This is a genomic window from Actinoplanes sp. CA-142083, from assembly GCF_050942195.1.
Classification (GTDB): Bacteria; Actinomycetota; Actinomycetes; order Mycobacteriales; family Micromonosporaceae; genus Actinoplanes.
In genome coordinates, this window is the sequence record NZ_CP192076.1 from 788,552 (window position 1) to 806,877 (window position 18,326).

The following is an 18,326-nucleotide window of genomic DNA, read 5'->3' on the forward strand; positions in this document are numbered from 1 at the left end:
ACACGAGGGATAGTCCAAGTGCTCGACGTCAACTTCTTCGACGAGTTGCGTATCGGCCTGGCGACCGCCGACGACATCCGGCAGTGGTCGCACGGCGAGGTCAAGAAGCCCGAGACGATCAACTACCGCACCCTCAAGCCCGAGAAGGACGGACTCTTCTGCGAGAAGATCTTCGGTCCGCAGCGGGACTGGGAGTGCTACTGCGGCAAGTACAAGCGGGTCCGGTTCAAGGGCATCATCTGTGAGCGCTGCGGCGTCGAGGTGACCCGGTCCAAGGTCCGCCGTGAGCGCATGGGCCACATCGAGCTGGCCGCGTCGGTCACGCACATCTGGTACTTCAAGGGTGTGCCGAGCCGGCTGGGTTACCTGCTCGACCTGGCACCGAAGGACCTCGAGAAGATCATTTACTTCGCCTCGTACGTGATCACGAGCGTTGACGCCGAGTCGCGTCACCGTGACATGAGCACGATCGAGAACGAGATCTTCGCCGAGAAGCGCCAGTCCGAGAACGGCCGTGACTCGGAGATCGAGAAGCGGGCCGCGAAGCTCGAGCAGGACCTCTCGGAGCTCGAGGCCGAGGGCGCCAAGGCGGACGTGCGCCGCAAGGTCAAGGAGGCCGGCGAGCGCGAGATGCGCCAGATCCGCGACAAGGCGCAGCGCGAGATCGACCGCCTGGACGAGGTGCTCGACACCTTCCGCAAGCTCGACTCCAAGCAGCTGGTCACCGACGAGCTGCTCTACCGCGAGCTGCGGGACCGCTTCGGTGAGTACTTCACCGGTGGCATGGGCGCCGAGGCGATCAAGGCCCTGCTGCAGAACATGGACCTGGACGCCGAGGCCGAGAACCTGCGGGAGATCATCCGCAGCGGTAAGGGCCAGCGGAAGATCCGTGCTCTCAAGCGGCTCAAGGTCGTCGCCGCGTTCCTCAACACCCGGAACTCGCCGCTGGGCATGGTGCTCGACTGCGTCCCGGTCATCCCGCCGGACCTGCGCCCGATGGTGCAGCTCGACGGTGGCCGCTTCGCGACCAGCGACCTGAACGACCTGTACCGCCGGGTCATCAACCGGAACAACCGTCTCAAGCGCCTGATCGACCTGGGTGCGCCCGAGATCATCGTCAACAACGAGAAGCGGATGCTGCAGGAGGCCGTCGACGCGCTGTTCGACAACGGCCGCCGCGGCCGGCCGGTCACCGGCCCGGGTAACCGCCCGCTCAAGTCGCTGTCCGACATGCTCAAGGGCAAGCAGGGCCGGTTCCGTCAGAACCTGCTGGGCAAGCGCGTCGACTACTCCGGCCGTTCGGTCATCGTCGTCGGCCCGCGGCTCAAGCTGCACCAGTGCGGCCTGCCCAAGCAGATGGCGCTGGAGCTGTTCAAGCCGTTCGTGATGAAGCGCCTGGTCGACCTGAACCACGCGCAGAACATCAAGTCGGCCAAGCGGATGGTCGAGCGTCAGCGGCCGGTCGTGTGGGACGTCCTGGAGGAGGTCATCAGCGAGCACCCCGTGCTGCTGAACCGCGCGCCGACCCTGCACCGGCTGGGCATCCAGGCCTTCGAGCCGCAGCTGGTCGAGGGCAAGGCGATCCAGATCCACCCGCTCGTCTGCACGGCGTTCAACGCCGACTTCGACGGTGACCAGATGGCGGTGCACGTGCCGCTGTCGGCCGAGGCGCAGGCCGAGGCCCGGATCCTGATGCTCTCGTCCAACAACATCCTCAAGCCGGCCGACGGCAAGCCGGTCACCATGCCTACCCAGGACATGGTCATCGGTCTCTACTACCTGACGCACCAGACCGCGGGCGCGAAGGGTGAGGGCCGGGTGTTCTCGTCGGACGCCGAGGCGCGGATGGCCTTCGACAATGGCGAGCTGCACCTGCAGGCCAACGTGAAGATCCGTCTTCGCGAGGTGGTCGGCGTCGACAACGGTGCCAAGGGCGCGAAGTGGGAGGCGCCGGAGGACTGGACCGAGGGCGAGCCGCTTCTCGTCGAGACCACGCTGGGCCGCGTCCTGTTCAACGAGACGCTCCCGCCGGGGTACCGGTTCGTCAACTACGAGATCCGCAAGGGTCAGCTGTCGGCGATCGTCAACGACCTCGCCGAGCGCTTCCCCAAGGTCGCCCTCGCGGCGACCCTGGACGCGCTCAAGGAGGCCGGCTTCCACTGGGCCACCTGGTCCGGTGTGACGATCGGCATGGGCGACGTCATCGGCCCCCCGCGCAAGCCGGAGATCCTGCAGCGCTACCAGGTCGAGGCGGACCGGATCGACAAGCAGTACCAGCGTGGTCTCATGACCGCCGAGGAGCGTCGCGGCGAGCTCATCGAGATCTGGACCAAGGCGACCAACGAGATCGCCGCCGAGATGTCGACGGCTCTCCCGCAGGAGAACCCGCTCTGGGTGATGATCAACTCGGGCGCCCGCGGTAACCTGCTGCAGCTCCGGCAGATCGCCGCGATCCGTGGCCTGGTGGCCAACCCCAAGGGTGAGATCATCCCGCGGCCGATCACGTCGTCGTACCGCGAGGGTCTCACCGTGCTGGAGTACTTCATCTCCACGCACGGCGCCCGGAAGGGTCTGGCCGACACCGCGCTGCGTACCGCCGACTCGGGTTACCTGACCCGGCGTCTGGTGGACGTCTCGCAGGACGTCATCATCCGCGAGGAGGACTGCGGCACCGACCGCGCGATCCCGATGCAGGTGGCGGACCGCGAGGCCGACGGCTCTCTGGTCGTGCACGTGCACGCCGAGACCGGCGTGCACGCCCGTACGCTGGCGGACGACATCAAGGACGCCAACGGCAACATGGTCGTGCCGCGTGGCTCGGACCTCAACTCGATCCTGGTCGACCAGCTGGTCGCCGCGGGCGTCGAGAACGTCCGGGTGCGCAGCGTGCTGACCTGTGAGTCGAAGCTCGGCGTGTGCGCGGCCTGCTACGGCCGCTCGCTGCCGACCGGCAAGGGCGTCGACATCGGCGAGGCGGTCGGCATCATCGCGGCCCAGTCCATCGGTGAGCCGGGCACGCAGCTGACGATGCGTACCTTCCACACCGGTGGTGTCGCGGGTGAGGACATCACTCAGGGTCTGCCGCGTGTGCAGGAGATCTTCGAGGCCCGCGTGCCCAAGGGCAAGGCGCCCATCGCCGACACCCCGGGACGCATCCGCATCGAGGACGGCGAGCGCTCGCGGAAGATCATCGTGGTGCCGGACGACGGCAGCGAGGAGATCGTGTACGACAAGATCTCCAAGCGCGTCAAGCTCCGCGCCCACGACGGCGACCACGTCGGCGTCGGCGAGAAGCTGACCGAGGGCACCATCGACCCGCACGAGCTTCTGCGGATCATGGGTCCGCGGGCGGTCCAGGTCCACCTGACCCAGGAGGTCCAGGAGGTCTACCGCTCGCAGGGCGTGCTCATCCACGACAAGCACATCGAGATCATCATTCGCCAGATGCTCAAGCGCGTGACGGTCATCGACTCGGGCGCGGCGGAGTTCCTGCCGGGCGTGCTGGTCGACCGGGCGCTGTTCGAGTCGGAGAACCGCCGGCTCGTCGGCGAGGGCGGCGAGCCCGCCGCCGGTCGTCCCGTGCTGATGGGTATCACCAAGGCCTCGCTGGCCACCGACTCCTGGCTCTCGGCGGCCTCCTTCCAGGAGACCACCCGGGTGCTGACCGACGCGGCGATCAACTCGCGCAGCGACTCGCTCGTCGGCCTCAAGGAGAACGTCATCATCGGCAAGCTCATCCCGGCCGGTACGGGCATCAGCAAGTACCGCAACATCCGGGTCGAGCCGACCGAGGAGGCCAAGGCCAAGGTGTACTCGATGACCGGGTACCCGGAGACGGACTACGGCTTCGGGCCGGCCAGCGGGCAGGCTGTGCCGCTGGACGACTTCGACTTCGGGTCGTACCGCTGACGGTTGCATGAGGTATGGGCGGTCGCGCGCTGCGCGGCCGCCCATTCTCGTTCCTAAGATGGGGTGGTGACCGTCCCCGCCGCCGCCGACGCGCCGCCCGCGCGCCACCCCCTGGATCCCGATCCGGCGCCCTCGACGAAGGCGCGGGCGGTCTTCGCCCTGGGCCTCGTGGGCTTTCTGAGCGGGGCTTTCGTAGGTGGTGTGATTCCAGCCACCGTGGCCCTGCTGCTGGCCCGCCAGGCGGCCCGTGACGCGTACGCGGCCAAGGGGTACCTCACCGGGTCGGCGTGGATCCGCCGCGGGCGCAGGCTGGCCTGGGCGGGCATCGTGCTGGCCCTGGCGACGCTCGTCGTGGCCACCATCGCCGGCCTGCTGCATCTGGCCTCGTCGCCGTCCGGCCCCGACTTCGCGCCCGGCACCGACTAGGCGGGTCGCGCCTTGCCTCGTACGGGTGACATCCTCGTCTCATGAGCCAGCAGCCGTATCCGATGGCGCCCGTGCCGCCCCCGCCGCCCAACGGCCGCTGGCAGCCCGAGCGGGTCGACGTGGTGCCGGGCACCGAGTTCGGGCTGGTGCAGCTGCGGGTCGAGCCGATCACCTCGGGCATGGCGATCGGATCCCTGGTGGCGGGCATCGCGGCGATCCTGGTGTCGCTGATCGTCTTCTGCTTCGGCCTGGCGGGGGCGAACGGCGGCTGGGGCGCGCTGGTCGCCGGCGCGTTCACACTGCTCAGCGTGATCGCGGGCGTCGGCGCGATCATCGTGGGCCTGGTCGCCCGTAGACAGATCCGCAATTCCGGCCGTACGGGTCAGGTGCGCTTCACCGGCCGGGGCATCGCGACGGCGGGGATCTCGTGTGGATCCGCGGGCGCGGGAATTGCCCTCGCGGGTCTCGCGTTGTCACTGGTGTTGCAGTTCTCATCTTCCGGAGCCTGAGTATCCGGCACCGCCGCAGTGCCGTCCCAGGACACCCGGTACACTTGTATCGGAGATATCCGTCGCTAGACCTCGTCGATTTTGACCTGGCTGCTTGTGGTGGGTACTCTTTCCCTCCGTGCCCGGGCTTGCCCGGGCAACTCGTGCGTGCGCCCGAGTCGACAACAAGGACGGGGTAATAAGCACGCCGAGGATCGCCGTTCCGCTTTGACGGGACGACGACACAGACAAGACCCGGTGCGCGTAACCACGCGTGGCGGGACCGTGAGCCGGACGACACGCCCGACCGCGGGTGCCGGAGCATCCGGCACACAGAGGCATAACGAGACGGTGCGGCCGCGAGAAGACGCGGCCGAAGGGAGCGGAGAAACCCGGTGCCCACGATCCAGCAGCTGGTCCGCAAGGGCCGCCAGGCGAAGACGAGCAAGACCAAGACGCCGGCGCTGAAGGGAAGTCCCCAGCGGCGCGGCGTGTGCACGCGCGTGTACACCACCACCCCCAAGAAGCCGAACTCTGCGCTGCGCAAGGTCGCTCGTGTGAAGCTCAGCAGCCAGATCGAGGTGACGGCGTACATCCCGGGTGTCGGCCACAACCTGCAGGAGCACTCGATCGTGCTCGTGCGCGGCGGCCGTGTGAAGGACCTCCCCGGCGTCCGCTACAAGATCGTCCGCGGTTCGCTGGACACCCAGGGTGTCCGCAACCGCAAGCAGGCCCGCAGCCGTTACGGCGCGAAGAAGGAGAAGAGCTGACATGCCGCGTAAGGGCCCCGCTCCGCGCCACCCAGTGGTCGCGGACCCGGTTTACAACTCCCCGCTGGTCACGCAGCTGATCAACAAGATCCTGATCGGTGGCAAGCGCCAGCTGGCCGAGCGCATCGTGTACGGCGCGCTCGAGGGTTGCCGGGAGAAGAGCGGCACCGACCCGGTCGTGACGCTCAAGCGCGCGATGGACAACGTCAAGCCGACCCTCGAGGTCCGCAGCCGCCGCGTCGGTGGCGCGACCTACCAGGTGCCGGTCGAGGTTCGCACCCCGCGGCAGACCACGCTCGGTCTGCGCTGGCTGGTCCAGTACTCCAAGGCCCGCCGTGAGAAGACCATGATCGAGCGCCTCCAGAACGAGCTGCTCGACGCCAGCAACGGCCTCGGCGCCGCCGTCAAGCGGCGTGAGGACACCCACAAGATGGCGGAGTCCAACAAGGCCTTCGCGCACTACCGCTGGTAAGACCCCGCCGCCGGCCCGGCGATCGCCGGGCCACACGGCAAGTCGTGCCGGTTCACGAGACGACGACGAAGAAAAGTAGGGATTGAAGTGGCCGCCGCAGACGCGCTCGCCAACGTACGCAACATCGGCATCATGGCGCACATCGATGCTGGTAAGACCACGACCACCGAGCGAATCCTGTTCTACACCGGTATCACGTACAAGATCGGTGAGGTCCACGAGGGCGCTGCCGTCATGGACTGGATGGAGCAGGAGCAGGAGCGCGGTATCACGATCACTTCCGCCGCCACCAAGTGCGAGTGGAAGGGTCACACGATCCAGATCATCGACACGCCCGGCCACGTCGACTTCACGGTCGAGGTCGAGCGGTCGCTGCGCGTGCTCGACGGCGCGGTCGCGGTCTACGACGGTGTGGCCGGCGTGGAGCCGCAGACCGAGAACGTCTGGCGGCAGGCGGACAAGTACCACGTTCCCCGGATGTGCTTCGTCAACAAGCTCGACCGGACCGGCGCGGACTTCTTCCGCTGCGTGCAGATGATGATCGACCGGCTGAACGCCACGCCGCTCGTCCTGCAGATCCCGATCGGCCTCGAGGGCAACCACATCGGCGTCGTCGACCTGATCGGCATGCGCGCGCTCACCTGGCGCGGCGAGACCCAGAAGGGCGACGACTACGCGGTCGAGGAGATCCCGGCCGACCTGGTCGCCTCCGCCACCGAGTGGCGCGAGAAGCTCATCGAGACGCTCGCCGACGTGGATGACGACGTCATGCTGAAGTACCTCGAGGGCGAGGAGCTCTCGCAGGACGAGATCAAGGCCGCCATCCGGCGCGCCACGATCGCGAGCAAGGCGAACCCGGTGCTGTGCGGTTCGGCGTTCAAGAACAAGGGCGTTCAGCCCATGCTCGACGCCGTGATCGACTACCTGCCGTCGCCGCTGGACATCCCGGCCATCGAGGGCACCGCGACCGACGGCGAGACGCCGCTGCAGCGCAAGCCCTCCAACACCGAGCCGTTCTCGGCGCTGGCCTTCAAGATCCAGACCGACAAGCACCTCGGCAAGCTCACCTACGTGCGGGTCTACTCCGGCACGCTCGAGTCCGGCTCCCAGGTGGTCAACTCCACCAAGGACCGCAAGGAGCGGATCGGCAAGATCTACCAGATGCACGCGAACAAGCGTGAGGAGCGCGCCGCCGCGCAGGCCGGCGACATCATCGCCGTGCAGGGTCTCAAGCAGACCACCACCGGCGACACGCTCAGCGACCCGGCCAACCCGGTCATCCTGGAGTCGATGACCTTCCCGGAGCCGGTCATCCAGGTCGCCATCGAGCCGAAGACCAAGTCGGACCAGGAGAAGCTGGGCACCGCGATCCAGCGCCTCGCCGAGGAGGACCCGACGTTCCGGGTCTTCAACGACGAGGAGACCGGTCAGACGATCATCGCCGGCATGGGCGAGCTCCACCTGGACATCCTGGTGGACCGCATGCGCCGCGAGTTCAACGTCGAGGCCAACATCGGCAAGCCGCAGGTGGCGTACCGCGAGACGATCCGCGGAAGCGTGGAGAAGCACACGTACGTCCACAAGAAGCAGACCGGTGGTTCGGGCCAGTACGCGAAGGTCGTCGTCAACGTCGAGCCGCTGCCGCTCGCGGCGGACGGCCCGACGTACGAGTTCGTCAACGCGGTAAGCGGTGGCCGCATCCCCAAGGAGTTCATCCCCTCGGTGGACGCGGGCGCGCAGGACTCCATGCAGTACGGCGTCCTCGCCGGTTACCCCCTGGTCGGCGTCAAGTTCACGCTCGTCGACGGCCAGTACCACGAGGTCGACTCGTCCGAGATGGCGTTCAAGATCGCCGGCTCCATGGCAATGAAGGAAGTGGCCCGCAAGGCCGACCCCGCGCTGCTGGAGCCGATGATGTCCGTGGAGGTCACCACCCCCGAGGACAACATGGGCGACGTGATCGGCGACCTCAACTCCCGCCGTGGCATCATCCAGTCGATGGAGGAGCGCTCCGGGGCCCGGGTGGTCAAGGCGCTGGTCCCGCTGTCCGAGATGTTCGGCTACGTCGGCGACCTCCGGTCGAAGACTGCCGGCCGGGCCAGCTACAGCATGCAGTTCGACTCCTACGCCGAGGTTCCGCAGAACGTCGCGAAGGAGATCATCGCGAAAGCGACGGGTGCCTGAGCATCGCGCGAAGTATGAAGCGCGGCGCGGAGGGCACCCGGAGGTGAGCAAAGGTGGCGCAGTGAAGGCCACCGGCGCGTTCCTCAGTCTTTAGCGTTGAGGCGCGTGCGGGTCGTCGAGATCCGCACGCGCGCGAGCAGTCGACAGAGTCCCAGTCGCCTTATCGGGCGTGCCGGGCAAAGTAATGATCAGTCCACAGGAGGACACCAGTGGCGAAGGCGAAGTTCGAGCGGACTAAGCCGCACGTCAACATCGGCACCATTGGTCACATCGACCACGGTAAGACGACGCTGACTGCGGCCATCACCAAGGTCCTGCACGACCAGTACCCGGACCTCAACCCGTACACCCCGTTCGACGAGATCGACAAGGCGCCGGAGGAGAAGGCCCGCGGCATCACGATCTCGATCGCGCACGTCGAGTACCAGACCGCGGCGCGCCACTACGCGCACGTGGACTGCCCCGGCCACGCCGACTACATCAAGAACATGATCACCGGTGCCGCCCAGATGGACGGCGCGATCCTGGTGGTCGCCGCGACCGACGGCCCGATGCCGCAGACCAAGGAGCACGTGCTCCTGGCCCGCCAGGTCGGCGTTCCGTACATCGTCGTGGCGCTGAACAAGTCGGACATGGTCGAGGACGAGGAGCTCCTGGAGCTCGTCGAGCTCGAGGTTCGCGAGCTGCTCAGCACCTACGAGTTCCCGGGCGACGACGTGCCGGTCGTGCGCGTCTCGGCGCTCAAGGCTCTCGAGGGCGACAAGGAGTGGACCGAGCGTCTGCTCGAGCTGATGAACGCGGTCGACACCGCGATTCCGCAGCCGGAGCGCGACACCGACAAGCCGTTCCTCATGCCGATCGAGGACGTGTTCACGATCACCGGTCGTGGCACGGTCGTCACCGGCCGGGCCGAGCGCGGCATCCTCAAGCCGAACGAGGAGGTCGAGATCGTGGGTATCCGCGAGAAGTCGACCAAGACCGTTTGCACCGGCATCGAGATGTTCCGCAAGCTGCTCGACGAGGCCCGCGCGGGTGAGAACGTCGGTCTGCTGCTGCGTGGCATCAAGCGCGAGGACGTCGAGCGCGGCATGGTCGTCATCAAGCCGGGCACCACGACCCCGCACACGGAGTTCGAGGGCCAGGTCTACATCCTCTCCAAGGAGGAGGGCGGCCGGCACACCCCGTTCTTCCAGAACTACCGCCCGCAGTTCTACTTCCGCACCACGGACGTCACCGGCGTCGTCACGCTGCCCGAGGGCACCGAGATGGTCATGCCCGGCGACTCCACCACCATGTCGGTCAAGCTGATCCAGCCGATCGCCATGGAGCAGGGCCTGAAGTTCGCGATCCGTGAGGGTGGCCGCACCGTCGGCGCCGGCACGGTCACGAAGATCAACGCCTGATCAGTACCCCGATTAGCGTTGTCGGAGACAATCCGGCATACTAGTCAGGTTGCGTCCGCGCGGGGTGGTTGGTGCCGTTAGGTTGCCAGCCACCCTCGCCGGGTGTCCGGGGGTGTTTTTGGCCCGCCCGGCACCTCAGATCCCCGTGATCGAGTTGTTTGATAAAGGCTGCATAGCGACAGCAGGCGCGACACGCCCGACCGCGGGGGTCGGACAACGCAGGATCAAGGGTCCTGCGGGCATACGAGAGCCACCGCTTTCGTACGTAGCGGCATCGAGAGAAGGAAACAGAAGCCACCATGGCGGGACAGAAGATCCGCATCCGGCTCAAGGCCTACGACCACGAGGTCGTCGACTCCTCGGCGCGGAAGATCGTGGAGACGGTGACGCGTACCGGGGCGCAGGTTGCTGGCCCGGTGCCGCTGCCCACGGAGATCAACCGTTTCTGCGTGATCCGTTCGCCGCACAAGTACAAGGACTCGCGCGAGCACTTCGAGATGCGCACGCACAAGCGTCTGATCGACATCATCGACCCGACTCCGAAGACGGTCGACTCGCTCATGCGCCTCGACCTTCCGGCTGGCGTCGACATCGAGATCAAGCTGTAGGGATCCGGACTAATGGACAGGCAAGTTAAGGGGATCCTGGGCGCCAAGCTCGGCATGACCCAGGTCTGGGACAACAACAAAGTCGTCCCGGTGACCGTGGTGCAGGCCGGCCCTTGTGTCGTGACCCAGGTCCGTACCGATGACAAGGATGGCTACAGCGCCGTCCAGCTGGCGTTCGGCAAGATTGACCCGCGCAAGGTCAACAAGCCGGAGAGCGGTCACTACGCCAAGGCCGGTGTGTCGCCGCGGCGCCACCTCGTGGAGCTGCGCACCACCGACGCCGGCGAGTACGAGCTCGGCCAGGAGGTCACCGTCGACTCCTTCCCGGTCGGCGCCCCGGTCGACGTGACCGGCAAGACCAAGGGCAAGGGCTATGCCGGTGTCATGAAGCGGCACGGCTTCCACGGCCTCAAGTCGAGCCACGGTGTCGAGCGCAAGCACCGCTCGCCCGGCTCGATCGGCGCCTGCGCCACCCCGGGCCGCGTCTTCAAGGGCGTCCGGATGGCGGGCCGCATGGGCAGCAAGCGCTTCACCGTGCAGAACCTGACGGTGCAGGCGGTGGACACCGAGAACAACCTGCTGCTGGTCAAGGGTGCTGTGCCCGGTCCCAAGGGCGCGCTGATCCTGGTCCGTACCGCGGCCAAGAAGGGCGGTGCCAAGTGAGCTCGGTTGACGTGATCAACGCCGAGGGCAACAAGGCCGGCTCGGTCGAGCTGCCCGGCGACATCTTCGACGTGCAGGCGAACATCCCGCTGATGCACCAGGTCGTCGTGGCCCAGCTCGCGGCCGCGCGTCAGGGCACGGCGAAGGCCAAGACCCGGGGCGAGGTCGCCGGTGGCGGCAAGAAGCCCTACAAGCAGAAGGGCACCGGTCGCGCCCGCCAGGGCTCGATCCGCGCGCCGCAGTTCACCGGTGGTGGCGTCGTGCACGGTCCAGTGCCGCGCGACTACTCCCAGCGGACCCCCAAGAAGATGAAGGCCGCCGCCCTGCGTGGCGCCCTCTCCGACCGGGCCCGCGACGGCCGCGTGCACGTGGTCGAGGCGTTCGTCGCCGGCGAGAAGCCGTCGACCAAGGCCGCGATCGCGACCCTGCGCAAGGCGACCGAGTCGAAGAAGGTCCTGGTCGTCCTCAGCAGCACCGACGAGCTGAACTGGCTCTCGCTGCGCAACGAGGTCACCGTGCACCTGATCGAGGCCGGTCAGCTGAACACGTACGACGTGCTGGTCGCCGATGAGGTGGTCTTCACCAAGGACGCTCTCGACGAGTTCCTGGGCGTGCCGGCCGAGGCCTCCGAGGAGGGCGACAAGTGACCACGATCTCCGACCCGCGCGACGTCATCATCGCGCCCGTCGTCTCCGAGAAGAGCTACAGCGTTCTCGACCAGAACTGGTACACGTTCCTCGTCGACCCGGACGCGAACAAGACCCAGATCAAGATCGCGATCCAGCAGATCTTCAACGTGCGCGTGCTGACGGTGAACACCGCGAACCGCGAGGGCAAGCGCAAGCGCACCCGGACGGGCTTCGGTCAGCGCAAGGCGACCAAGCGCGCGATGGTCAAGCTGGCTGACGGTGACCGTATCGAGGCCTTCGGCGGCCCGGTCAGCTAAGGGGTTGTAAAACAATGGCTATCCGTAAGTACAAGCCGACCACGCCGGGCCGTCGCGGCTCCAGCGTCGCCGACTTCGCCGAGATCACCCGGTCCACGCCGGAGAAGTCTCTGCTGGTTCCGCTGCCCAAGAAGGGCGGCCGCAACGTCCACGGCCGGATCACCACCCGGCACCAGGGCGGCGGTCACAAGCGGCAGTACCGGCTGATCGACTTCAAGCGGGTGGACAAGGACGGCGTGCCGGCCAAGGTCGCGCACATCGAATACGACCCGAACCGCACCTCCCGCATCGCGCTGCTGCACTACGCGGACGGCGAGAAGCGCTACATCCTCGCCCCCAAGGACCTGAACCAGGGCGACGCGGTGGAGTCGGGCCCGGGCGCGGACATCAAGCCGGGGAACAACCTGCCCCTGCGCAACATCCCGGTCGGTACGACGGTCCACGGTGTGGAGCTTCGTCCCGGCGGTGGCGCCAAGCTGGCCCGCTCGGCCGGTGTCGGTATCCAGCTGCTCGGCCGTGAGGGCGCGTACGCCACGCTGCGTATGCCCTCCGGTGAGATCCGCCGGGTCGACATCCGCTGCCGTGCCACGGTCGGCGAGATCGGCAATGCCGAGCAGTCGAACATCAACTGGGGCAAGGCCGGCCGGATGCGCTGGAAGGGCAAGCGCCCGACCGTCCGCGGTGTCGCCATGAACCCGATCGACCACCCGCACGGTGGTGGTGAGGGCAAGACCTCCGGTGGTCGCCACCCGGTCAACCCGGCTGGTAAGCCGGAGGGCCGTACCCGCCGCAAGGGCCAGGAGAGCGACAAGCTGATCGTTCGCCGCCGCTACGCCACCCGCAAGCGCGGGTAACGGGAGTAGAAGAAGATGCCTCGTAGCCTGAAGAAGGGCCCGTTCGTCGACGACCACCTGCTCAAGAAGGTGGAAGTCCAGAACGAGAAGAACTCGAAGAACGTCATCAAGACCTGGTCGCGGCGCTCGACGATCATCCCCGACATGCTCGGGCACACGATCGCCGTGCACGACGGACGCAAGCACGTCCCGGTGTTCATCACCGAGGCCATGGTCGGGCACAAGCTCGGTGAGTTCGCTCTGACCCGCACGTTCAAGGGTCACGAGAAGGACGACCGCAAGAGCCGCCGCCGCTAACAGATTCACGGATCAGAGGATTTAGGAGCTACAGCGATGCCAACGAAGGGCGACGCTCCGGTGCTTCCGGGCGCGCGGGCGGTTGCGCGGCACGTGCGCATCTCGCCGAACAAGGCGCGCCGGGTGGTCAACCTCGTCCGCGGTCTGCCCGCGAAGGAGGCGCTCACCGTCCTGCAGTTCGCGCCGCAGGCCGCCAGCGAGCAGGTCTACAAGGTGCTGGCCAGCGCGATCGCGAACGCCGAGAACAACGAGCGGCTGGACCCCGACGCCCTCCTCGTCAGCGAGGCGTTCGTCGACGAGGGCCCGACGCTCAAGCGGTTCCGTCCGCGGGCGCAGGGCCGGGCGTACCGGATCCGCAAGCGCACCTGCCACATCACGATCGCCGTCGAGGCGGTCCAGGTCGCACGGCCCGCCAAGAAGGCGGCCGCCGCGAAGAAGGCCGCGCCGGCCAAGAAGGCTGCGCCGGCCGTTGAGCCCGAGAACACGGAGGAGTCCGAGTAATGGGCCAGAAAGTTCACCCCACCGGATTCCGGCTCGGTATCTCCACCGATTGGAAGAGCCGCTGGTTCGCGGACAAGCTCTACAAGGACTACATCGGCGAGGACGTCAAGATCCGCCGCATGATGTCCAAGGGCCTCGAGCGCGCCGGCATCTCCAAGGTCGACATCGAGCGCACCCGTGACCGGGTCCGCGTGGACATCCACACCGCCCGTCCGGGCATCGTGATCGGCCGCAAGGGCGCCGAGGCGGACCGCATCCGCGGCGAGCTCGAGAAGCTCACCGGCAAGCAGGTCCAGCTGAACATCCTCGAGGTGAAGAGCCCCGAGTCGGACGCTCAGCTGGTCGCGCAGGGTGTCGCCGAGCAGCTGTCCTCCCGGGTCAGCTTCCGGCGCGCGATGCGCAAGGCCATGCAGTCGGCCATGAAGAACCCGATCTGCAAGGGCATCCGGGTGCAGGTCTCCGGCCGTCTCGGCGGCGCGGAGATGAGCCGCACGGAGTTCTACCGTGAGGGTCGCGTTCCGCTGCACACGCTGCGGGCCAACATCGAGTACGGCTTCTTCGAGGCCCGTACCACGTTCGGCCGCATCGGCGTGAAGGTCTGGATCTACAAGGGCGACGCTGTGCCGGGTCGCGAGGCCGTCACCGAGGCTCCCGCGCGTCCGCGCCGGGACCGCGGGGACCGCCCCGAGCGTCCGCGCCGTGGCCGTTCCGGCTCGTCCGGCACGACCGCCGGTGGGACCGAGGCCGGCCGCGCTGCCCAGCAGCAGGCCGCCGCGGCGAACGCCGCCCCGCAGAACACCGCGCCCCAGAACGATGGCGCCGCTGCTCCGGCCGCGGCCGAAACGCAGCAGGAGGGCTGACCCATGCTGATGCCGCGTAAGCCCCCGAAGGGCTTCCGCAAGCCGCACCACCCGGACCGCCACGGCGCGTCCAAGGGCGGCAACCGGGTCGTCTTCGGCGAGTTCGGTATTCAGGCGCTGGAGCCCGCGTACGTGACCAACCGGCAGATCGAGTCGGCTCGTATCGCGATGACCCGTCACATCAAGCGTGGCGGCAAGGTCTGGATCTCGGTCTTCCCGGACCAGGCCCTGACCAAGAAGCCGGCCGAGACCCGGATGGGTTCCGGCAAGGGCTCTCCCGAGTGGTGGGTGGCGAACGTCAAGCCGGGACGCATTCTCTTCGAGATGTCGTTCCCGAACGAGACGATCGCGCGCGAGGCGATGCGCCGTGCGATCCACAAGCTCCCGATGAAGTGCCGCATCGTTACGCGCGAAGTGGGTGAAAGCTGATGGCAGCGGGCGTTAAGGCAGCCGAGCTGCGCGAACTCTCCGAAGAGGAGCTGGTTTCGCGTCTGCGGGAGGCCAAGGCGGAGCTGTTCAACCTTCGCGTGCAGGGCGCGACCGGGCAGCTCGACAATCACCGTCGGCTCCAGGTCGTCCGCAAGGACATCGCGAAGATCTACACGATCATGCGTGAACGCGAGCTGGGGCTCTCGGTTGCGCCGGATGAGGTGACCGCATGAGTGACGAGAGCACGACCCCGGTTCGCGCGACCCGCAAGGTTCGCGAGGGCCTGGTGGTCAGCGACAAGATGGACAAGACGGTCGTCGTCGAGGTCGAGGACCGCGTCAAGCACGCCCTCTACGGCAAGGTTCTGCGGCGCACCCGCAAGCTCAAGGTGCACGACGAGCAGAACGCGTGCGGTATCGGCGACCGGGTCCTCCTGATGGAGACCCGTCCGCTCTCCGCCACCAAGCGGTGGCGGGTCGTGGAGATCCTCGAAAAGGCCAAGTGAGTGCGTCGGGCCGGTCTCCGGCCGGCCCGACGGACCATCGTTCCGCCAAGCTTCGCCGAATGATGACGAAGAACTGGCAGACATAGGAGACCCCAGTGATCCAGCAGGAGTCGCGACTGCGTGTCGCCGACAACACGGGTGCGCGTGAGATTCTGTGCATCCGGGTGCTCGGTGGCTCCGGCCGCCGTTACGCGAGCATCGGCGACGTCATCGTGGCCACCGTCAAGGACGCCATCCCCGGCGCCGGTGTGAAGAAGGGTGACGTCGTCAAGGCGGTCATCGTTCGCACCAGCAAGGAGCGGCGGCGCCCGGACGGCTCGTACATCCGCTTCGACGAGAACGCCGCCGTCATCATCAAGGACGGTGGGGACCCCCGCGGTACCCGCATCTTCGGCCCGGTCGGCCGCGAGCTGCGTGACAAGCGGTTCATGAAGATCATCAGCCTGGCGCCGGAGGTGCTCTGACCGTGAAGATCAAGAAGGGCGACACGGTCGTCGTCATCGCCGGCAAGGACAAGGGCGCCAAGGGCAAGGTCATCGCGGCCTACCCGCGGCAGGACAAGATCCTCGTCGAGGGCGTCAACCGCGTCAAGAAGCACGAGCGCATCCGCACGACGCAGCGCGGGTCCAAGACCGGCGGCATCGTGACCCAGGAAGCCGCGATCCACATCTCCAACGTGCAGATCTTGGATGACCAGGGCAAGCCGACCCGGATCGGCTACCGGATCGACGAGAACGGCCAGAAGGTCCGCATCGCACGTACGACCGGTAAGGAACTCTGATGACCGCCGCTACCGAGACCAAGACGCTGCCGCGCCTGAAGCAGAAGTACCGCGGCGAGGTGATTGCCGCGCTTCAGGAGCAGTACAAGTACGGCAACCCCATGCAGGTTCCCGGCCTGGTCAAGGTCGTCGTGAACATGGGTGTGGGCGAGGCCGCCCGGGACGCCAAGCTGATCGACGGCGCCGTCCGTGACCTGACCACCATCACCGGTCAGAAGCCGCTGGTGCGGCGTGCGACCAAGTCCATCGCGCAGTTCAAGCTGCGTGAGGGCATGCCGATCGGCGCGAAGGTCACCCTGCGCAACGACCGGATGTGGGAGTTCCTGGACCGGCTGCTGTCCATCGCGCTGCCGCGTATCCGTGACTTCCGCGGCCTGGACGGCAAGAAGCTGGACGGCCACGGCAACTACACGTTCGGCCTGACCGAGCAGTCGGTGTTCCACGAGATCGATCAGGATCGGATCGACCGGCCGCGAGGCATGGACATCACGGTGGTCACCACGGCCGACACCGACGACGAGGGCCGGGCGCTGCTGAAGCTCCTGGGCTTCCCGTTCAAGGAGAACTGAGTATGGCTAAGAAGGCGCTGATCCTGAAGGCTGCCGCGAAGCCGAAGTTCGCTGTGCGTGCTTACACCCGCTGCCAGAAGTGCGGTCGCCCGCACTCGGTCTACCGCAAGTTCGGCCTGTGCCGGGTTTGCGTGCGGGACATGGCTCACCGCGGTGAGCTGCCCGGCGTGTCCAAGGCCTCCTGGTAACCCCATCCAACCGCCCCGCCCGCCGCCCAAAAGCGGACTAAAGGCGGAGTTGCTTCACCGCTTCGCCGTAGGCCCGGCCAACGGGAACCCCGGCGAGAAAGGTTGACGAATACCCATGACGATGACGGACCCGATCGCAGACATGCTCACGCGTCTGCGTAACGCCAACCAGGCGTACCACGACAAGGTGACCATGCCCTTCTCGAAGATCAAGGCGAACATCGCCGAGGTCCTCAAGGCCGAGGGTTACATCGCCTCCTGGTCGGCTGAGGAGCCCGAGGAAGGCGCCGTCGGCAGGCGTCTGGTCGTTGAGCTCAAGTACGGCCAGAACCGCGAGCGCAGCCTCGCCGGCATCAAGCGCGTGTCCAAGCCCGGCCTCCGGGTTTACGCCAAGTCCGACGGGCTCCCCCGGGTGCTCGGCGGCCTGGGCGTCGCGATCATTTCGACGTCCCAGGGGCTGCTGACCGACAAGCAGGCCCGCAAGCGGAGCGTTGGCGGGGAAGTCCTCGCCTTCGTCTGGTAACTGGAGACTCAGACATGTCGCGAATCGGACGTAAGTCGATCCCGGTCCCGGCCGGCGTCGACGTCACCATCACGGGCCAGACCGTCAAGGTCAAGGGCCCCAAGGGCGAGCTCTCGCACACCGTCGCCGCGCCGATCACGGTCGAGCGCGAGGGTGCCGAGTTGCACGTCAACCGCCCCAACGACGAGCGCAAGGCCAAAGAGCTGCACGGTCTCTCGCGTACCCTGGTCGCCAACATGATCGTCGGCGTCACCGAGGGCTACAAGAAGACGCTCGAGATCAACGGCACCGGTTACCGCGTGACCGCCAAGGGCAAGGACCTCGAGTTCGCCCTGGGCTTCTCGCACCCGGTCAACGTGGTCCCGCCGGCCGGCATCACCTTCTCGGTGGAGCGGCCGACGCAGTTCACGGTCGCCGGCATCGACAAGCAGCTGGTCGGTGAGGTCGCCGCCAACATCCGGAAGATCCGCCCGCCGGAGCCGTACAAGGGCAAGGGCGTCAAGTACCAGGGCGAGGTCATCCGCCGCAAGGCTGGAAAGGCAGGTAAGAAGTGACCGCCACGCTGCTCAAGCGCCGCAACGGCGGCGGTGTCGCCGCCAAGCGTGCCGTGGGGAAGGCGCGTCGGCACTTCCGGGTCCGCAAGAACGTCCGCGGCACCGCCGAGCGTCCCCGTCTGGTCGTCACCCGGTCCTCGCGGCACATCTCCGCGCAGATCATCGACGACCTCAAGGGCCACACGCTGGTTTCGGCCTCCACCCTCGACGCCTCCGTGCGTGGCACCGAGGGTGACAAGAGCGCCCTGGCCGGCAAGGTCGGCGCGCTCCTCGCCGAGCGGGCCAAGTCCGCGGGCGTGTCCAAGGTCGTCTTCGACCGCGGTGGCAACAAGTACGCGGGGCGGATCGCCGCGCTGGCTGCCGCCGCCCGCGAAGCCGGACTCGAGTTCTAGGAGG

General features: G+C 67.3%; 25 protein-coding genes. All 25 read left to right on the forward strand.

The genetic code is table 11. The annotated features are described in order from the left end of the window. The first annotated feature begins 18 nt into the window (after window positions 1-18). The 25 genes from ACQPZX_RS03735 (at window position 19) to rplR (ending at window position 18,322) form a co-directional block, all read left to right on the forward strand. The gene (locus tag ACQPZX_RS03735) at window positions 19-3,909 is read left to right on the forward strand and encodes a DNA-directed RNA polymerase subunit beta' (protein WP_433374333.1); all 3,891 of its coding nucleotides are present in this window, start codon (window positions 19-21) and stop codon (window positions 3,907-3,909) included. 63 nt (window positions 3,910-3,972) lie between these two features. Beyond that, window positions 3,973-4,335 (forward strand): hypothetical protein, encoded by a 363-nt coding sequence (locus tag ACQPZX_RS03740; protein WP_433374335.1) that lies wholly within the window; start codon window positions 3,973-3,975, stop codon window positions 4,333-4,335. A 41-nt stretch (window positions 4,336-4,376) separates the two neighbouring features. Continuing rightward, window positions 4,377-4,844, forward strand: a complete 468-nt coding sequence (locus ACQPZX_RS03745) for a hypothetical protein (RefSeq protein WP_433374338.1) — start codon at window positions 4,377-4,379, stop codon at window positions 4,842-4,844. A gap of 374 nt (window positions 4,845-5,218) precedes the next feature. After that, on the forward strand, window positions 5,219-5,593 hold the full coding sequence (gene rpsL, locus ACQPZX_RS03750) for a 30S ribosomal protein S12 (protein WP_014440718.1): 375 nt from the start codon (window positions 5,219-5,221) through the stop codon (window positions 5,591-5,593). A gap of 1 nt (window position 5,594) precedes the next feature. Beyond that, complete coding sequence (gene rpsG / locus ACQPZX_RS03755) at window positions 5,595-6,065, forward strand: 30S ribosomal protein S7 (RefSeq protein ID WP_020513583.1); 471 nt, start codon at window positions 5,595-5,597, stop codon at window positions 6,063-6,065. An 87-nt stretch (window positions 6,066-6,152) separates the two neighbouring features. After that, window positions 6,153-8,249 carry an elongation factor G gene (fusA, locus tag ACQPZX_RS03760; protein ID WP_433374341.1) on the forward strand — a complete coding sequence of 699 codons (2,097 nt, stop codon included), beginning with the start codon at window positions 6,153-6,155 and terminating at the stop codon, window positions 8,247-8,249. A 209-nt stretch (window positions 8,250-8,458) separates the two neighbouring features. Further along, window positions 8,459-9,652, forward strand: coding sequence for an elongation factor Tu (gene tuf, locus ACQPZX_RS03765; RefSeq protein WP_433374344.1), 1,194 nt, complete (start codon window positions 8,459-8,461; stop codon window positions 9,650-9,652). Window positions 9,653-9,951: 299 nt separating this feature from the next. Then, the gene (gene rpsJ / locus ACQPZX_RS03770) at window positions 9,952-10,260 is read left to right on the forward strand and encodes a 30S ribosomal protein S10 (RefSeq protein WP_007073037.1); all 309 of its coding nucleotides are present in this window, start codon (window positions 9,952-9,954) and stop codon (window positions 10,258-10,260) included. A gap of 12 nt (window positions 10,261-10,272) precedes the next feature. Then, a complete protein-coding gene (gene rplC / locus ACQPZX_RS03775; RefSeq protein WP_433374347.1) occupies window positions 10,273-10,923 on the forward strand; it encodes a 50S ribosomal protein L3 in 651 nt (216 codons plus the stop codon). After that, window positions 10,920-11,570 (forward strand): 50S ribosomal protein L4, encoded by a 651-nt coding sequence (gene rplD, locus ACQPZX_RS03780; RefSeq protein ID WP_433374350.1) that lies wholly within the window; start codon window positions 10,920-10,922, stop codon window positions 11,568-11,570. The genes rplC and rplD overlap by 4 nt, the downstream gene beginning before the upstream one ends. Next, entirely contained in the window at window positions 11,567-11,869 is a 303-nt protein-coding gene (rplW, locus tag ACQPZX_RS03785; protein WP_433374353.1) for a 50S ribosomal protein L23, read from the forward strand. The genes rplD and rplW overlap by 4 nt, the downstream gene beginning before the upstream one ends. Before the next feature lie 14 nt (window positions 11,870-11,883). Further along, window positions 11,884-12,723 (forward strand): 50S ribosomal protein L2, encoded by an 840-nt coding sequence (gene rplB, locus ACQPZX_RS03790; protein ID WP_020513589.1) that lies wholly within the window; start codon window positions 11,884-11,886, stop codon window positions 12,721-12,723. A gap of 15 nt (window positions 12,724-12,738) precedes the next feature. After that, complete coding sequence (gene rpsS / locus ACQPZX_RS03795) at window positions 12,739-13,020, forward strand: 30S ribosomal protein S19 (protein WP_020513590.1); 282 nt, start codon at window positions 12,739-12,741, stop codon at window positions 13,018-13,020. Between the two features lie 36 nt (window positions 13,021-13,056). Continuing rightward, complete coding sequence (gene rplV / locus ACQPZX_RS03800; protein WP_433374356.1) at window positions 13,057-13,521, forward strand: 50S ribosomal protein L22; 465 nt, start codon at window positions 13,057-13,059, stop codon at window positions 13,519-13,521. Then, window positions 13,521-14,381, forward strand: coding sequence for a 30S ribosomal protein S3 (rpsC, locus tag ACQPZX_RS03805; protein ID WP_433374359.1), 861 nt, complete (start codon window positions 13,521-13,523; stop codon window positions 14,379-14,381). Before rplV ends, rpsC begins: the two co-directional genes overlap by 1 nt. Window positions 14,382-14,384: 3 nt before the next feature. Next, window positions 14,385-14,810 carry a 50S ribosomal protein L16 gene (gene rplP, locus ACQPZX_RS03810; protein WP_020513593.1) on the forward strand — a complete coding sequence of 142 codons (426 nt, stop codon included), beginning with the start codon at window positions 14,385-14,387 and terminating at the stop codon, window positions 14,808-14,810. Beyond that, the gene (rpmC, locus tag ACQPZX_RS03815; RefSeq protein ID WP_433374362.1) at window positions 14,810-15,043 is read left to right on the forward strand and encodes a 50S ribosomal protein L29; all 234 of its coding nucleotides are present in this window, start codon (window positions 14,810-14,812) and stop codon (window positions 15,041-15,043) included. Before rplP ends, rpmC begins: the two co-directional genes overlap by 1 nt. After that, the gene (gene rpsQ, locus ACQPZX_RS03820) at window positions 15,040-15,315 is read left to right on the forward strand and encodes a 30S ribosomal protein S17 (protein WP_030436513.1); all 276 of its coding nucleotides are present in this window, start codon (window positions 15,040-15,042) and stop codon (window positions 15,313-15,315) included. The genes rpmC and rpsQ overlap by 4 nt, the downstream gene beginning before the upstream one ends. 95 nt (window positions 15,316-15,410) lie before the next feature. Then, window positions 15,411-15,779 carry a 50S ribosomal protein L14 gene (gene rplN / locus ACQPZX_RS03825; protein ID WP_014687766.1) on the forward strand — a complete coding sequence of 123 codons (369 nt, stop codon included), beginning with the start codon at window positions 15,411-15,413 and terminating at the stop codon, window positions 15,777-15,779. After that, window positions 15,776-16,096 carry a 50S ribosomal protein L24 gene (gene rplX, locus ACQPZX_RS03830; RefSeq protein ID WP_433385011.1) on the forward strand — a complete coding sequence of 107 codons (321 nt, stop codon included), beginning with the start codon at window positions 15,776-15,778 and terminating at the stop codon, window positions 16,094-16,096. Before rplN ends, rplX begins: the two co-directional genes overlap by 4 nt. After that, window positions 16,096-16,665, forward strand: coding sequence for a 50S ribosomal protein L5 (gene rplE, locus ACQPZX_RS03835; protein WP_433374366.1), 570 nt, complete (start codon window positions 16,096-16,098; stop codon window positions 16,663-16,665). Before rplX ends, rplE begins: the two co-directional genes overlap by 1 nt. 2 nt (window positions 16,666-16,667) lie before the next feature. Beyond that, window positions 16,668-16,853 (forward strand): type Z 30S ribosomal protein S14, encoded by a 186-nt coding sequence (locus ACQPZX_RS03840; RefSeq protein ID WP_020513598.1) that lies wholly within the window; start codon window positions 16,668-16,670, stop codon window positions 16,851-16,853. Between the two features lie 115 nt (window positions 16,854-16,968). Further along, a complete protein-coding gene (gene rpsH / locus ACQPZX_RS03845; protein ID WP_433374369.1) occupies window positions 16,969-17,376 on the forward strand; it encodes a 30S ribosomal protein S8 in 408 nt (135 codons plus the stop codon). A gap of 14 nt (window positions 17,377-17,390) precedes the next feature. Continuing rightward, window positions 17,391-17,930, forward strand: coding sequence for a 50S ribosomal protein L6 (gene rplF, locus ACQPZX_RS03850; protein WP_433374372.1), 540 nt, complete (start codon window positions 17,391-17,393; stop codon window positions 17,928-17,930). Then, entirely contained in the window at window positions 17,927-18,322 is a 396-nt protein-coding gene (rplR, locus tag ACQPZX_RS03855; RefSeq protein WP_433374375.1) for a 50S ribosomal protein L18, read from the forward strand. The genes rplF and rplR overlap by 4 nt, the downstream gene beginning before the upstream one ends. Window positions 18,323-18,326: the final 4 nt, after the last annotated feature.

Bases quoted from the DNA above. Each gene is read 5' to 3' on its own strand.
- ACQPZX_RS03745 (WP_433374338.1), top strand. From the start codon at position 4,377: ATGAGCCAGCAGCCGTATCCGATGGCGCCCGTGCCGCCCCCGCCGCCC.
- rpsG (WP_020513583.1), top strand. From the start codon at position 5,595: ATGCCGCGTAAGGGCCCCGCTCCGCGCCACCCAGTGGTCGCGGACCCG.
- rpsJ (WP_007073037.1), top strand. From the start codon at position 9,952: ATGGCGGGACAGAAGATCCGCATCCGGCTCAAGGCCTACGACCACGAG.
- rplC (WP_433374347.1), top strand. From the start codon at position 10,273: ATGGACAGGCAAGTTAAGGGGATCCTGGGCGCCAAGCTCGGCATGACC.
- rplB (WP_020513589.1), top strand. From the start codon at position 11,884: ATGGCTATCCGTAAGTACAAGCCGACCACGCCGGGCCGTCGCGGCTCC.
- rpsS (WP_020513590.1), top strand. From the start codon at position 12,739: ATGCCTCGTAGCCTGAAGAAGGGCCCGTTCGTCGACGACCACCTGCTC.
- rplV (WP_433374356.1), top strand. From the start codon at position 13,057: ATGCCAACGAAGGGCGACGCTCCGGTGCTTCCGGGCGCGCGGGCGGTT.
- rpsC (WP_433374359.1), top strand. From the start codon at position 13,521: ATGGGCCAGAAAGTTCACCCCACCGGATTCCGGCTCGGTATCTCCACC.
- rplP (WP_020513593.1), top strand. From the start codon at position 14,385: ATGCTGATGCCGCGTAAGCCCCCGAAGGGCTTCCGCAAGCCGCACCAC.
- rpmC (WP_433374362.1), top strand. From the start codon at position 14,810: ATGGCAGCGGGCGTTAAGGCAGCCGAGCTGCGCGAACTCTCCGAAGAG.
- rpsQ (WP_030436513.1), top strand. From the start codon at position 15,040: ATGAGTGACGAGAGCACGACCCCGGTTCGCGCGACCCGCAAGGTTCGC.
- rplE (WP_433374366.1), top strand. From the start codon at position 16,096: ATGACCGCCGCTACCGAGACCAAGACGCTGCCGCGCCTGAAGCAGAAG.
- ACQPZX_RS03840 (WP_020513598.1), top strand. From the start codon at position 16,668: ATGGCTAAGAAGGCGCTGATCCTGAAGGCTGCCGCGAAGCCGAAGTTC.
- rpsH (WP_433374369.1), top strand. From the start codon at position 16,969: ATGACGATGACGGACCCGATCGCAGACATGCTCACGCGTCTGCGTAAC.
- rplF (WP_433374372.1), top strand. From the start codon at position 17,391: ATGTCGCGAATCGGACGTAAGTCGATCCCGGTCCCGGCCGGCGTCGAC.